Source organism: Mycobacterium innocens (assembly GCF_900566055.1).
Classification (GTDB): domain Bacteria; phylum Actinomycetota; class Actinomycetes; order Mycobacteriales; family Mycobacteriaceae; genus Mycobacterium; species Mycobacterium innocens.
In genome coordinates this window covers 1-13942 of the sequence record NZ_UPHQ01000242.1, presented here as the reverse complement: position 1 = coordinate 13942, position 13942 = coordinate 1, and the positions used below count along the sequence as shown (strand labels likewise).

The 13942-nt window shown below is 66.0% G+C and carries 12 protein-coding genes and 4 pseudogenes; 12 read left to right on the top strand and 4 right to left on the bottom strand.

The window, feature by feature from the left end:
* Positions 1–105: 105 nt before the first annotated feature.
* Positions 106–1389, bottom strand: a pseudogene (locus EET03_RS23085) (ATP-binding protein); the annotation flags it as partial.
* Between the two features lie 328 nt (positions 1390–1717).
* Here EET03_RS23085 and EET03_RS23080 point away from each other — a divergent pair.
* Positions 1718–1924, top strand: a complete 207-nt coding sequence (locus EET03_RS23080; RefSeq protein WP_063473294.1) for a hypothetical protein — start codon at positions 1718–1720, stop codon at positions 1922–1924.
* Positions 1921–2298: pseudogene (locus tag EET03_RS23075) on the top strand (type II toxin-antitoxin system death-on-curing family toxin); the annotation flags it as partial. The gene EET03_RS23080 and the pseudogene EET03_RS23075, both read left to right, overlap by 4 nt.
* A 9-nt stretch (positions 2299–2307) precedes the next feature.
* On the opposite strand, the pseudogene EET03_RS31915 reads toward EET03_RS23075, so the two are convergent.
* Positions 2308–2439, bottom strand: a pseudogene (locus EET03_RS31915) (response regulator transcription factor); the annotation flags it as partial.
* Positions 2440–2441: 2 nt separating this feature from the next.
* Here EET03_RS31915 and EET03_RS29905 point away from each other — a divergent pair.
* Positions 2442–2720: pseudogene (locus EET03_RS29905) on the top strand (cytochrome P450); the annotation flags it as partial.
* Here the strand turns inward: EET03_RS29905 and EET03_RS23065 are convergent.
* Positions 2717–3112, bottom strand: coding sequence for a type II toxin-antitoxin system VapC family toxin (locus EET03_RS23065; protein ID WP_075540706.1), 396 nt, complete (start codon positions 3110–3112; stop codon positions 2717–2719). The pseudogene EET03_RS29905 and the gene EET03_RS23065 overlap by 4 nt on opposite strands.
* A 55-nt stretch (positions 3113–3167) precedes the next feature.
* Complete coding sequence (locus tag EET03_RS30415) at positions 3168–3344, bottom strand: FitA-like ribbon-helix-helix domain-containing protein (RefSeq protein WP_167470686.1); 177 nt, start codon at positions 3342–3344, stop codon at positions 3168–3170.
* 99 nt (positions 3345–3443) lie between these two features.
* Between EET03_RS30415 and EET03_RS23060 the strand changes: the two genes are divergently transcribed.
* From EET03_RS23060 to EET03_RS23020, 9 genes are all read left to right on the top strand, one after another.
* A complete protein-coding gene (locus tag EET03_RS23060) occupies positions 3444–4100 on the top strand; it encodes a TetR/AcrR family transcriptional regulator (protein ID WP_075540707.1) in 657 nt (218 codons plus the stop codon).
* Positions 4101–4111: 11 nt separating this feature from the next.
* Entirely contained in the window at positions 4112–4306 is a 195-nt protein-coding gene (locus EET03_RS23055; RefSeq protein ID WP_063473293.1) for a ferredoxin, read from the top strand.
* 62 nt (positions 4307–4368) lie between these two features.
* Positions 4369–5553, top strand: a complete 1185-nt coding sequence (locus EET03_RS23050; RefSeq protein ID WP_425271555.1) for a cytochrome P450 — start codon at positions 4369–4371, stop codon at positions 5551–5553.
* Positions 5554–5695: 142 nt separating this feature from the next.
* Entirely contained in the window at positions 5696–6757 is a 1062-nt protein-coding gene (locus tag EET03_RS23045; RefSeq protein ID WP_208649121.1) for an amidohydrolase family protein, read from the top strand.
* A 2-nt stretch (positions 6758–6759) separates the two neighbouring features.
* On the top strand, positions 6760–7980 hold the full coding sequence (locus EET03_RS23040) for a M24 family metallopeptidase (RefSeq protein ID WP_075540708.1): 1221 nt from the start codon (positions 6760–6762) through the stop codon (positions 7978–7980).
* Positions 7970–9088 (top strand): M24 family metallopeptidase, encoded by a 1119-nt coding sequence (locus EET03_RS23035; protein ID WP_075540709.1) that lies wholly within the window; start codon positions 7970–7972, stop codon positions 9086–9088. The genes EET03_RS23040 and EET03_RS23035 overlap by 11 nt, the downstream gene beginning before the upstream one ends.
* 2 nt (positions 9089–9090) lie before the next feature.
* Positions 9091–10059 carry an enoyl-CoA hydratase/isomerase family protein gene (locus EET03_RS23030; RefSeq protein WP_063473218.1) on the top strand — a complete coding sequence of 323 codons (969 nt, stop codon included), beginning with the start codon at positions 9091–9093 and terminating at the stop codon, positions 10057–10059.
* Entirely contained in the window at positions 10059–12485 is a 2427-nt protein-coding gene (locus tag EET03_RS23025) for a CaiB/BaiF CoA transferase family protein (RefSeq protein WP_244232495.1), read from the top strand. Before EET03_RS23030 ends, EET03_RS23025 begins: the two co-directional genes overlap by 1 nt.
* A gap of 8 nt (positions 12486–12493) precedes the next feature.
* Positions 12494–13294 carry an SDR family NAD(P)-dependent oxidoreductase gene (locus EET03_RS23020; protein WP_075540710.1) on the top strand — a complete coding sequence of 267 codons (801 nt, stop codon included), beginning with the start codon at positions 12494–12496 and terminating at the stop codon, positions 13292–13294.
* Positions 13295–13942: the final 648 nt, after the last annotated feature.

The window sequence follows — 13942 nt, the reverse complement described above, 5'->3', positions numbered from 1 at the left end:
CCGGGAGGTCATACCCAGCTTGGTGTAGACGTGGGTGAGGTGTGATGCACGGTGCGTGGTGAGACGAAAAGTCGTGCGGCGACGTCGTTGTTGCTGAGTCCGGCGATCGACGATCTCGATCAGCGACAGCGCCCGCACTCTGGCCGCGGCCAGCTCGATCGCCAGCGGCATTCCATCCAGCCGACGGCAGATGTCGGTCACCGCCGGCGCCGTCTCGGCGTCGATGCGGAAGTCGGGCACCACCCGTCGGGCGCGATCGCTGAACAACGCCACGGCTTCGTCGGCCAGCGACAGCGACGGCACCCGCCAGGTCACTTCACCGGGCGCCCCGATCGGTTCGCGACTGGTCGCCAGCAAGGTCAATTGACTGGAGCCGCCGAGCAGAGCGACGACCAGCTCCGCTACCGCGTCGAGCAGATGCTCGCAATTGTCGAGCACCACAAGCAGGCACCGATCGGCGACGAACCACAGCAGGGTGTCCAGCGTCGATCGCCCGGGTTGATTGGGCAGCCCCAGCGCGCGCATCATCGCGGGCGGGACGGCATCGGGGTCGGTGATCGGCGCCAGGTCGACGTACCACACCCCGCCGTCGAACCCGCCTGCGGCCTCGGCGATCTGTGTTGCCAGCCGGGTCTTGCCCACCCCGCCCGCACCGGTGAGCGTTACCAACCGATGCGCGGTCAGCAGTTGGCGCCCGTGGACCATTTCCTGTTCACGGCCGACAAAACTCGCCAACTGAGGTGGGAGTCCGTGGGCCGCAATGTTCTTCGGTAGCCGCAGCGGCGGGAAATCGTTGCGCAGATCCGGATGGCACAGTTGCGCCACCCGTTCGGGCCGCGGCAGGCCACGCAGGGCGTGGGTCCCCAGGTCGGTCAGCCAGACGCCGGCCGGGAGTTTGTCGATGACCAAATCGGTTGTCGTGCCGGACAGTCCGGTCTGGCCGCCGTGGGCCAGATCGCGCAGCCGCGCCGTGCGGTTGATGGCTGGACCAACATAGTTGGTCGGGTCTTCCGGGTCGCGCATCCGCACCTCGCCGGTGTGCAGCCCAATTCGCAGCCGCAGCGGGCCAGCGGGGCGCGCTGCAGCGCCAGCGCACATTCAAGTGCATCGCTGGCACGGCTGAACGCGATCACGAAGCTGTCGCCCTCGCCCTGTTCGACCGGACGTACCCCGTCGTGGTCGGCGATGAGTCCGGCGAGGGCGCGGTCGAGTTGGACGATCGCCGCCGCCGTCTGCTCCGGCTGGGTTTCCCACAGCTGGGTCGATCCCTCGACATCGGCCAACAGCCAACGTCACCGTTCCGGTCGGCAAGGTGCTCATACCCGGCTCACTCCAGTCCGCCAGCGTAAAATCCGTGCCTGGATCCGTGTCGCTCATGCTAGCCAGCATGCGGTTTCATCGGCGGCGAAACATCAGCACAAACGCGTAGAACGGTCTGTCCCCGGTGCGGATCCCCCGTGCCCGCGGCGCTGGGTGCGATGGCGAGTGGTCCCTTCAGTCACCGGAGTCACTGAGGGTCGGGGTGGGTGTTGTGCCCGCCTGTCAGCGACAAGTTCGTTGCGCGCCTGAGGTTGTCGCTGGTAGCCGGGCAAGTCGGGGTACCGGCTGCTTCTAGTGATTTGTGTGGCGGATGTGATTGCGCGCATGCCGGGCCGGATCGGTAGACGTGGCTCAGGTGGCGACGAAAGCTGTGGTATCAATCAGGTATCATGCCGTCATGGGCATGACGCTACGCACCAGTGCTGAGCAGGCGGAAGCGCTGCGCAGGCAGGCGGCCGCGGAAGGACGGTCGATGCAGGCCGTGGCACTGTCGGCCATCGACGAATACATCGCGCGGCGCACGCACAAGGCGAAGGTTGCCGCGGCTCTGCAGCGCGTAGTGCGGGAGGAGGCCGGGGTCCTGCGGCGCCTTAAGGACGCATGACCGAGTACCTGGATCTCGACGATCTGCTCGACATTGCCCACGAGGCTGTCGGCGCTGATGTCGTGGTCGGGGATTACGGCTTGCTCGAATCAGCTCTGGCGCGCCCCCGCGCGTCGGTGTTCGGTCAAGATGCCTACCCGAGTCTGCACCTCAAGGCCGCCGCGCTGCTGCACTCCCTGGCGCGGAACCACGCGCTGGTAGATGGAAACAAGCGACTGGCGTGGACGGCCTGCCGGACTTTCCTCGCCATCAACGGCCAGTGGATTAGTGCCCCCGAGGATGACCGCTTCGAATTCGTCATCCAGGTCGCGACGGGCGCATTGCCCGACCTTCCCAAGCTGGCCGAACAACTACGCGCATGGAGCTACGACGAGAGGGCTGAGTCAGCTGCGGCGAACTGCCTCCCGAGCCAGCTGCACGCGAGAAGTCAGGCCGAGTTTGGTGTAGACGTGAGTGAGGTGGGCCTGCACGGTGCGCGGTGAGACGAATAGCCGGGTGGCGATGTCCTTGTTCGCCCAATACGGCCGCGGCCAATCGCGACCCAGCGGTCTACGCCGACCCCGATCGTCTCGACATCACCCGGCAGGGCCCGGCGCCGATGCTGACCTTCGGCGGTGGCGGGCACTACTGGCTCGGTGCGCATCTGGCCAGAATCGAACTTGCCGAAGCATCGAAAGTCATCACCCGTCGCATACCGCAGGCACGCCGTTGCGGACCGGTCACGTGGCGGCCCATCGCGGGAATCAGCGGCCCGATCGCGCTGCCGATCGAATTCCGCGCCCGACACTCCCGCTAGCGATCGAGGACCTCGATCCGGCAACTCGGCCCGTGCGCACGGGCGAGCCGAGTGTCCAGCGTGAGCAGCGTCGCGTCGAACGCCTCCGCGAGTGCCACGTAGAACGCGTCCCATCCGCGTACCGAGTTCCGCAGTTGCCATGCCCGCTCCAGCAGCCGGCGGTGCCCGAATCGTTCGCCGGGCCAGTCCCGTAGATCGGCGAGTGCCTGTGCGGCGGCCGTGCCGTCCAGGCGCCCGCGCAGGTGTTGAGCGCGGATCACTGCCATCACCTCGACGTCGATAACGTGCGGCGCTGCCTGGTCGGTGTCGGACGCCAGGCGGGTCGAGATCTCACTCGCCCGCGGTGTGTCCGCGACGACCTCGAACAGGCAGGAGGCATCAACGACCAGCATCGGGCCACTCGCCGCGCCACTCGTCCAGCGTCGCCAGCACCTCGGCCGTGGATATCTACGAGGGCCGCCGCCCGGTGCGTGCCAGCCACTGGGTAACCGACGGCCGGGCCGCCAGCCGAGCGGCCTCGCGGCGCAGCAGCTCGGGCACCGTAATGCCCTCTGCCGCGGCGCGCTGGACCAAAGCTGCGTATACCTCGTCGTCTATGTCGCGAATTTGAACCGTCTTAGGCACAGCTGCATTATGTCATGCGATGTTGCATGACTCGGTGCAGATACGCAGTCTAAATCAAGCGCTTGACTTAATGACGGGCCGAGCGGTTGACTTGTCGATATGACCACCGCCGGGAGGGCCGTGCGCGGCGAGCGGGCCAGCTCGACGCAGGAGGCGATCCTGGCGGCCGCCGAGCGGCTGTTCGCCGAGCACGGAGTGTTCGCGGTGTCCAACCGGCAGGTCAGCGAGGCCGCCGGGCAGGGCAACAACGCCGCGGTCGGCTATCACTTCGGGACCAAGGCCGACTTGGTGCGTGCCATCGAGCAGAAGCATCGCCTGCCGGTCGAACGACTTCGCGAGCAGATGGTGGCCGAGTTGGACGAGACCGCCGACATGCGCGATTGGGTGGCATGCCTGGTGTGCCCGCTCACCGAGCACCTGGAGGCTCTGGGCAATCCGACGTGGTACGCCCGGTTCGCTGCCCAGGCGATGACCGATCCCGCCTACCACAACATCGTCGTCAAGGACGCGCTGAGCTCGCCGTCGCTGGTTCGGGTGATCGACGGCATCAACAGCTGCCTTCCCGATCTGCCGGTCGACATCCGCTACCAGCGCAACCTGATGGCCCGAAACCTGTTGATGCACACCTGCGCTGATCTCGAACGTGCGCTGGCGACGGGCACTTCGACGCCCCGGCCTTCCTGGCGGGCCGCGGCTGACGCACTCATCGACGCGATCGTGGGCCTATGGCTGGCCCCCGTGACATCGCCCGAGTGAAGGGCCGGCAGATGAAAGTGACCGTGGACCAGAATGTTTGCGCCTCGTCCGGGAACTGCGTCATGCACGCACCCGAGGTGTTCGACCAGCGTGACGAGGACGGTGTCGTCGTCCTGCTCACCGCGCACCCGCCCGCAGAGCACGCCGAAGCCGCCCGCAAAGCCGCCGCCGCCTGCCCGGCAATGGCCATCCGCATCGAGGAGTGACCGTGTTGCACCCACTCGCCAGTAGCACCCCCGAGGCGGCCGCGGAGGTCCCCGACTATCCGATGCCCCGGGCCGCACGGTGCCCATTCGCGCCGCCTCCCGACGTGATGGTGCTGGGCGCCGCCAGGCCGCTGTCGCGGGTCCGGATCTGGGACGGCAGCACGCCGTGGCTCATCACGGGCTACGAGCAAGTGCGTGAACTTTTTTCGGATTCGCGGGTCAGCGTCGATGACCGGCTTCCCGGCTTTCCGCACTGGAACGCCGGCATGTTGTCAACCGTCCACAAACGCCCCAGATCGGTGTTCACTTCCGACGGCGAAGAGCACACCCGTTTTCGGCGGATGTTGTCAAAACCGTTCACCTTCAAGAGGGTTGAGGGGCTGCGCCCGACCATCCAGCAGATCACCGACGACCATATCGACGCGATGCTGGCCGGACCGAAACCGGCCGATCTCGTTGCGGCCCTTGCCTTGCCGGTGCCGTCGCTGGTGATCAGCCAGCTGTTGGGGGTGCCCTATGAGGACGCGGAGATGTTCCAGCATCACGCGACGGTCGGCTTGGCCCGGTATGCCACCGCCGAGGACACCGTCAAAGGGGCGATGAGCCTGCACAAGTACCTGGCCCGGCTGGTCGAGTTGAAAATAGAAAGTCCGGCCCACGACGCGGTTTCCGATCTGGCCGAACGGGTCAAGGCCGGCGAGCTCAGCGTCAAAGAAGCCGCTCAGTTGAGTACCGGCTTGCTGATCGCCGGGCATGAGACCACCGCGAACATGATCGGTCTCGGTGTGCTTGCCCTGCTGGAACATCCGGACCAGGCGGCCATCCTGCGCGACGCCGACGACCCGAAGGTCGTCGCCAACGCGGTCGAGGAACTGCTGCGCTATCTCAGCATCATCCAAAACGGCCAGCGCCGGGTTGCGCTCGAAGACATTCACATTGCCGGCGAAACCATCCGCGCCGGTGAGGGCATCATCATCGACCTGGCGCCGGCGAACTGGGATCCGCACGCATTCACCGAACCGGACCGGCTGTATCTGCACCGCTCGGGCGCCGACCGCAACGTGGCGTTCGGGTACGGCCGGCATCAGTGCGTGGGCCAGCAGCTGGCCCGTGCCGAACTGCAGATCATCTACCGAACGTTGTTGCGGCGCATCCCCACACTCGCGCTGGCCATCCCCGTCGAAGATGTCCCGTTCAAACACGACCGGCTCGCCTACGGCGTCTACGAACTGCCGGTCACCTGGTGACCACTACCGCGATCCGAACGGAGGGCCAATGATGTCGGCTCAACCCAGCACACTCTCGCTCTACCCGCCCGAAGGTTTTGGCGCACCGAAAAACCGACGGGGCCATGCCGTGGGCACCGATCCCGGCCTACCCGAAGGCACCGTGGTATTTTCCGCGGACAACCACATCTCGTTGGCCGCGGACATCTTCTACGAGCGCTTCCCGGATGACCTGAAGGACAAGGCGCCGCGCATCTGGTACGAGGACGGCGCATATCAGGTGGGGCGCAAAGGGCAGTCGTTCCTGCCGGGCGACTTCAGCGCGGTGCTCATGCAGTACGACGACCTGCCCGGGGCGGCCAGCACCAACATCGAGGCCCGGATTCAAGAGCTGCGCGACGACGGCGTCGACAAGGAGCTGGCGTTCCCCAACGCCGTCTTGGCGCTGTTTCACTACCCGGACAAGAAACTTCGCGAGCTGGCGTTCCGCATCTACAACGAGTACATCGCGGATCTGCAAGAGCGCTCGGGTGGGCATTTCTACGGCGCCGGGCTGATCAACTGGTGGGATCCGGAAGGGACACGGCGCACCCTGGCCGAGCTTAAGTCGTTGGGGCTCAGGACCTTCCTGATGCCACTCAACCCGGGCAAGGACGACGACGGCAATCCGATCGACTATGCGAGCACCTCGATGAGCCCGGTGTGGGACGAAATCGAGGCTTCCGGTATTCCGATCAGCCACCATATCGGGGAGACCCCGCCGAAGAGTCCGTGCGAGTTCAACAGCGTGGTCGTCGGGATGATGATCAACATCGACGGGTTCCGGGAAACCTTCTCCAAGTACATCTTCGGCGGCATCCTGGACCGGCACCCGGGGGTGCGAATCGGCTGGTTCGAAGGCGGCATCGCCTGGGTGCCGTGGGCCTTGCAAGACGCCGAGCATCTGGTCGCGTCCTATCGGCACATGTTCAACCGGCCGCTGGAGCACGACATCCGCTACTACTGGGACCGGCACATGAGCGCCTCGTTCATGGTCGACCCGCTGGGGCTGGAGCTGATCGACCGAATCGGCATCGACAAGGTCATGTGGTCGTCGGACTACCCGCACAACGAAAGCACCTACGGCTATTCCGAGAAATCACTGGCGGCCGTGGTGCAAGCCGTCGGGCCGGCCAACGCGGCGCGGATCGTCAGCGGCAATATCAGCGACTTCCTGGGCCTGTAACGGTGACGACGCTCGCGCAGCTGCAGATTCCCGACACCCCGGATCTGACCCGGATGCGCCGGGAAACCGGTGCCCGGCTGCGAACGGCGATGGCCGAACGCGGAATTGACGTGCTGATCCTGCTCGGCAACAGTGCCGTCGGCTACGCCACCGGAACCAGTTGGCCCCTGGGGGACGCCGGGCTGTCTTACGTCGAGCGGCCGGTGGCGGTGGTGCTCGCCGACGACGAGTGGCCGCATCTTTTTCTGCCGTACCGTGCCGGCGCCTCCCAGGAGGCGGAGTTGCCGGCCGATCACCTGCACGGGCCGGTCTATCTCGAATTCGACGAGGGTGTCGAGATTTTCGCCCGCCTGCTGGCCGGCCTGATCCCCGGCGGCGCGACGATAGGGGTCGACGAACTGACCGGCGCCATGTCGCGAGCCCGTGGCACGTTGTTCCCCAATGGCGCTCCTGAGGATGCCAGCGCCGTCGTCAGCGCCGCCAAGGTGGTCAAGACTCGCGACGAATTGGCGTGCATCCGCACCGCCGTCCGGATCACCGACGAGGCGATGGTCGACGTCCACCGTGGATTGGCGCCTGGCGTTCGCCAAATCGATTTGTCTGCACGGTTTCTGCGCCGGGCCTTCGAGTTGGGTGCCACCGCCAGCATGCTCGAACCGATCTGGCAGGTGATGCCGCCGAGCAGGGCCGAGGGAGTCTGGACCACCCACGGCGACCTGGCGCTGCCGCTGCTCACCACCGAGCGGGAACTGCGCGCGGGTGACGTGTTGTGGACCGACGTCAGCATCACCTATCGGGGTTATTGCTCGGACTTCGGGCGGACCTGGATCGTCGGGCGTGACCCCGCGCCGCGGCAGCAGGCACAGTTCGACAGATGGCGCGAGATCATGGCCGCGGTGGTGGGCGTGGCCCGCGCCGGGGCCACCGCCGCCGAGCTGGGCCGGGCCGCAACGGACGCCAACGGCGGCGCCCGGCCCTGGCTGCCGCACTTCTACCTGGGCCACGGCATCGGTGTCAATGCCGCCGAAATGCCGATGATCGGGACGGATCTCGGCGACTCATTCGACGAAAGCTTTGTCCTGCAACCGGGAATGGTGCTGGTCCTGGAGCCGGTGGTGTGGGAGGACGGCACCGGCGGCTACCGCAGCGAAGAGGTGCTGGTGATCACCGAGCAGGGCTCGACCCGGCTGACCGACTACCCCTACGACCCTTATGCCGACTGAAGTCCTGCCCGACGACCGGGCACTGCGTTCGGGACGCCGGCAACGGGCGCTGGAGCAGATGGCGGCGCATGACCTCGATGTCCTGGTTCTCGGTCGCCAGGCCAATGTCCGGTATGTCTCGGGCACACCGCAACTGTGGGTCGCCGGGACCCGCCCGTTCGGCCCGACCTGTGTGCTGGTGCGCGCCACCGGTGCCGTTCATCTGCTCAGCACCTGGGACGAAGGTGTTCCCGACGATATCCCGCACGAGAACCTGTATGGGATCTCCTGGAATCCGCTGAACACCATTGCGGTGTTGCAGCGCATCGAGGGCGCCGCGACCGCCCTGCGGGTGGGAACCGATGCGCTGTCACCGGTTTTCGCCCGCCTGTTACCGACGGCCTTCCCCCACGCCGAACTGGTGGACGGCGAACTGGCCATGCGCGCGGCGCGGCGGATCAAGATCGACGAGGAAGTGGCCGCGCTGCGCCAAGCCATCGCGGTGGCCGAATCGGGCCTGGCCGCAGCGGTCGCCGAGCTGCGACCCGGGGTCAGCGAACAGCTCTTGGCCGGGGTGCTGCTGGAAGCCCTGGCCGCGGGCGGGGTGAGTACTCCGTCGAATCAGGATGTGGTGTGGGCGACTTCGCGCGATCACCCGTGGCGCCTGGTGAGCCGCGACGGCCGCGTGCACGACGGCGACATGGTCGCCTTCGCGGCCGGAGTGCTGGCCGGCGGGTACATCGGCGAGGTGGGCCGGACCTGGCCTGCCGGCGGTGCTGCCCCCGCCGCGGCTCTTTACCGGCGCTGGGAAGCCCTGTGGCAGAAGTTGATTGCGGCATGCCGACCGGATTCCGGAGCCGGCCAACTGCTGGCGGCCTATGCCGCATCCGGGGAGCCGGACCCGCCGATGCCCGTGGCACGGGGCCTGGGCATGGGCTTTGACCCGCCGGTGATCTCCGCACAGCTACCGCAGACAGCAGCCGACGAGCGATTGGAGCCGGGAATGGTTCTTGCCGTTACGGGGTACGTGTGGGAACCGGGGATCGGCGCGGTGTTCGGCCGCGAGGCCGTGCTGATCACCGCCGACGGACCCGAAGTGCTGACCTCCAGCCCGATGTGGCGGGCATAGCCATGGCCGAATCGGATCCACCGGTGGAAAAGGTCATCCGCTACGAGAAGGACCGCAAGACCCGCATCGCCACCATCACGTTCGACCGGCCTGGCCACCTCAACGCACCGACGATCGCCGCCCGGTTGCGCTACGCCGACCTGCTGCACCGCGCGAGCATCGACGACGACGTCAAGGTGTTGGTGATCCGCGGAGCCGGGGAGGATCTCGGTTCGGGCGCCGATCTCGAGGAATTCATGGATGTCATGAATTCGGCCGATCAGGGTCCGCGGCTTGCCGAATTCCGCATCGGGGCAGACGAAGTCAGGTATCCGCCACCGGGATCGTTTCGCCACGGCGCGTCGGTCAGCCAGTGGTATGCCAACCCGAACTCGGGGATCCGTGGTCTGCAGGATTTCAAGAAGATCAGCATCCTGGAGGTCAAGGGTTATTGCTATGGGTGGCACTTCTATCAGGCGGCCGACGCTGATTTGGTGATCTCCAGCGACGATGCGCTGTTCGGGCATCCGTCGTTTCGGTACTACGGGTGGGGTCCGCGGATGTGGTGGTGGGCACAGACCATGGGTATCCGGAAGTTTCAGGAGATGGTGTTCACCGGACGGGCTTTCACCGCCGCGGAGATGTATGACTGCAACTTCCTCAACAGCGTGGTGCCCCGCGACCAACTCGAAGCCGAGGTGCAGAAGTACGCGCTGGCGTGCGCACGCAACCGGCCCAACGACACCGTTTTCATGCAGAAGGTGTTCTTCGAGATCATGAAGCAGTTTCAGGGGGAGTATATGGGCAGCCTGCTCAGCGGTTTCTTCGAATCGATGGGCAGCGGTGTGCGGGCCGACACTGACGACCTGATGCTCGACGACGCCATCGAACAGGGGCTCGGTGCTGCGGTCAAGGACAACGACAGCAGGTTCCCCCCGGAATGGCGGCTGAGCAAGAAGGATCGCCCCAACCGCAAGAAGAAGAAGGGTTAGTGGCGGCGACACCAGCGCTCGAGCCGCCTCTGGCCGGCTACACGGTGGTGGAGCTGTCCACCGGTATCGCGGGCGCCTACTGCACCAAACTGCTGGCCGACGGCGGCGCTGACGTCATCAAAGTCGAACCGCCAGAAGGTGATCCGCTGCGCTCCTGGTCTGCTTCGGGAGCGGTCGTCGAGCCGGGCGCCGACGGGGCGTTGTTCAGTTTCCTGAACGGCGCCAAGCACAGCGTGGTAGCCGATCCCGCCAGCGAGGCCGACGTCGACTTGGTCGAGACGCTGTTGGCCTCGGCTGACTCGGTGGTGTGGTCAGCCGGTTCGGCGGTCGCCGCGCGTTTCAGACCTGAGGAGATGCATCGCCGCTACCGGCACCTCATCGTCACTTCGATCACCCCCTTCGGACTGCAGGGTCCCTGGCGCGACCGTCCCGCAACCGAATTCACGCTGCAGGCGTGGTCGGGCGGAATAGTCGGTTTGGGACGCGGGGTCCCGGACCGGGCGCCGGTGTTCGTCGCTGGCCAGGTCGGCGAATACCTCGCCGGGGCTTACGCGAGCGCCGCCACCCTGGCGTACCGTGTTCGGCAGATCGGCAGTGGTACAGGCGAACTGATCGACTTGTCGATGCTGGAAACCCAGATCCTCGGTCTGACCTACTATCCCGTCACCCATTTCGAGATGCTGGGGCGGGCGTGGCGCGACGCCCGCAAGCTCACCGTGCCGGGGGTGGCGCAGGCGCGAGACGGGTTGGTGGACCTCGGATGTGGGACCGCCCAGCAGTGGTTCGACCTGTGCACCATGGTCGGCCACGCCGAATGGATCGACGGAGAGTCACCGCTGTCGATCACCGAACAGGCCAACGTCCACGCCGACGAGATTTACGCTTGGGTACGCAGTCACCCGGTCGACGAAATCCGGGAACTCGCGACGGCTTTCCGGATTCCCAACGCACCGGTGGCCAACGGCGCAAACATCGCGTCGCTCGAGCACTTCCGGGAAAGGGGTTCCTTCGTGAGCAATCCCCGCGACGGGTTCCTGCAGCCGGGTCATCCGTATCGGATGTGGCCCGCGCAGCTTCGCCGGCCAGAACCGGCACCGCGGCTGGGGGAACATAGCGACCGTTACCGGGACGCCTGCCATACTCCCCAGCCGGCGCCCACCGATACAGCGACGTCATTGCCGCTCGGCGGTCTTCGTGTCCTCGACATGACGACTTTCTGGGCCGGCCCCTGCTGCACTCATTTCCTTGCCATGCTCGGCGCCGAGGTCATCCATATCGAGTCCACCCGTCACCCGGATGGGACCCGGCTGATCGCCGGCATCCCGGTGACCGAGGATCAGTGGTGGGAGAAGTCGCCGATTTTCGCGGCACTGAACACCAACAAGAAGGACCTCACCCTGGACCTGGGCAGCCATCGCGGCCGAGAGGTGCTGCATCGGCTCATCGCGACCTGTGACGTGATTGCGGAGAATTTCACGCCCCGGGTAATAGACCAGATGGGCCTGGATTTCGCGACCGTTCAATCGATTCGTCCCGATGTGGTGATGCTGCGCATGCCCGGGTTCGGCCTCGACGGGCCGTGGCGCGACAATCCGGCATTCGCCTACGTCATCGAATCCGTGGCCGGAATCAGCTGGCTGACCGGCTATCCGGACCTTCCGCCGTTCGAGCCGTATTCGGTCGGTGACCCCAATTCGGGTGTGCATGCGGTGAACGCGCTGCTGTTGGCGCTCGAGCACCGCCGTCGTACCGGTCAGGGCGTGCTGGTGGAAGCGGCGATGGTGGATTCGGCACTGAACATCGCCGCCGAGCAGGTGATCGAATACACGGCCTATGGGGCACTGCTGCAGCGTGCCGGTAACCACGGCCCGACAGCGGTGCCGCAGAACCTCTACCGCACCACCGACATCGACGAGTTCGGCCGCCCCGACAGCTGGGTGGCCATCGCGGTGGCGACCGACGACCAGTGGAAACACCTGTGCAACGCACTTGAATCACCCTCCTGGGCAACGGACCCCGCGCTGGCGACCACCGGCGGCCGGCGTGCCCACGAGGATGTGATCGACGATCATCTGGCGGCATGGTGTGCCGTGCGAAGTAGCGACGAGATTGTGGCAACGCTATGGAATGCCGGTGTGCCGGTGGCCAAGGTGATGCAGCCACACCGGCAGCCGGAGTTGGCGCAACTGGTCGCTCGCGGCTTTTTCGAGATTATCGATCACCCGGTGAATGGCGCGGTTAGGCTCAGCAGCATGCCGATGCGGTTCTCCGGCGGGCCTTGCCGGTTCCACACCGAGCCGGCGCCGTTGCTGGGACAGCACAATCGCGAGTTACTGACCGAACTGGGCCTGTCGGCCGCCGAGATCGCCGAATTGGAAGCCGACGGAGTGATCGGCCAGGAACCGGCTATGTACTCGGCAACCTGAAGTGCGCCATGGCGATTGACCCGTCGGACATGCTGCTCAACGGCCGCGTCGCGGTGGTAACCGGCGGCGGGTCGGGGATCGGGCGCGGTATCGCCGCCGGTCTGTCGGCCTTCGGCGCTTCGGTGGCCATCTGGGAACGCGACCCGGAAACATGCGCGCGGACAGCAGAATCCCTCGGAGTAGTGGGTATCACCACCGATGTTCGGGACAGCGGCCAGGTCGATGCCGCACTGCGGCGCACCGAAACCGAATTGGGGCCGGCGAGCATCGTGGTCAACAATGCCGGCGGCGTCTTCTTGTCGCCGCTGCTGGAGACCAGCGAGAATGGTTGGGATGCGCTGTACCGCGCCAACTTACGCCACGTGTTGCTGTGTACCCAGCGTGTGGCGAGGCGTCTGGTGACCGCCGGACTGCCGGGCAGCATTGTCAACCTGACCTCGATTGAAGGCGCGCGCGCCGCACCAGGTTATGCGGCATACGCCGCGGCCAAGGCGGGCGTGATCAGCTACACCAAGACCGCGGCGCTGGAACTGGCGCCGCACGGCATCCGAGTCAACGCGATCGCACCTGATATCACCCTGACGGAAGGCCTGGAGCGCCTCGGCGGTGGCGCGGAGACGGCCGGCATCGGCACCGTAGTGCCGTTGGGGCGCGCCGGACGCATCGACGAAATCGCCAGTGTAGCGGTGTTTCTCGCCTCCGATATGTCGAGCTACCTCACCGGTGAAACGCTGCACGTGGACGGTGGTACGCACGCCGCGGGCGGCTGGCATCATGGCTCGCAGACCGGCGACTATCGGCTGGGCTAACCCGGCTGTCCAGTTGATGTGGGCCGATATACGTGACGAGGAATCGGTCACGGCAGTCACGGCAGTCACGACAGTCACTGGGAGTTGGGGTGCGCGTTGTGCCCGCCTCATAGCGACAATTTGACGTGAGTGGGCTGGTGAGGGGCTGGCTGCTGGTGTTGGGCGCGGGTGAGCATCGGATGTTCGAGCGCACCGATCGCGGTTCGCCCGGCGGTGAATGGGAATCCTGACCCGGCGGTGCTTCAGGGCGGTTGCTAGGTGGCGGTTGCCGGGCCGATCCGATCCGGCCGGCTGGCAACGGCTTTCCAGGACGCTTCTAGGACGCTTTTAGGCCTAGGACGCTGCGTCGACTCGGTAACCAGGTACGTCATGCGCATGCACGCCTTGGCGTCCGTTTCTGGTATGTCGATACCCGCATCTTCGCTCAAACCTGTTGCTATGGCAGGTGTTCGGGGAGGACAGAGAAGACTCACGTATTCGCCAGGTCGACTGTGATGCCGGCGGATCGAGTGTGCGGTGACGGGTGTGTCCCGAACGTGGAAGGGAGTTCGATGTAGGTAGAGCTTTCCGAAGCGGTGCTGTGCAGGAGATGAGGGATTGTCGGCCCTTCGGAGTCGCCCTGCGGGGGGTGGCTTCAAACCGCCACAT

Coding starts and splice junctions, on each gene's coding strand:
- EET03_RS23060 (WP_075540707.1), top strand. CDS start 3,444: ATGACCACCGCCGGGAGGGCCGTGCGCGGCGAGCGGGCCAGCTCGACG.
- EET03_RS23020 (WP_075540710.1), top strand. CDS start 12,494: ATGGCGATTGACCCGTCGGACATGCTGCTCAACGGCCGCGTCGCGGTG.
- EET03_RS23080 (WP_063473294.1), top strand. CDS start 1,718: ATGGGCATGACGCTACGCACCAGTGCTGAGCAGGCGGAAGCGCTGCGC.
- EET03_RS23065 (WP_075540706.1), bottom strand. CDS start 3,112: ATGCTGGTCGTTGATGCCTCCTGCCTGTTCGAGGTCGTCGCGGACACA.
- EET03_RS23030 (WP_063473218.1), top strand. CDS start 9,091: ATGGCCGAATCGGATCCACCGGTGGAAAAGGTCATCCGCTACGAGAAG.
- EET03_RS23050 (WP_425271555.1), top strand. CDS start 4,369: ATGCCCCGGGCCGCACGGTGCCCATTCGCGCCGCCTCCCGACGTGATG.
- EET03_RS23035 (WP_075540709.1), top strand. CDS start 7,970: ATGCCGACTGAAGTCCTGCCCGACGACCGGGCACTGCGTTCGGGACGC.
- EET03_RS23055 (WP_063473293.1), top strand. CDS start 4,112: ATGAAAGTGACCGTGGACCAGAATGTTTGCGCCTCGTCCGGGAACTGC.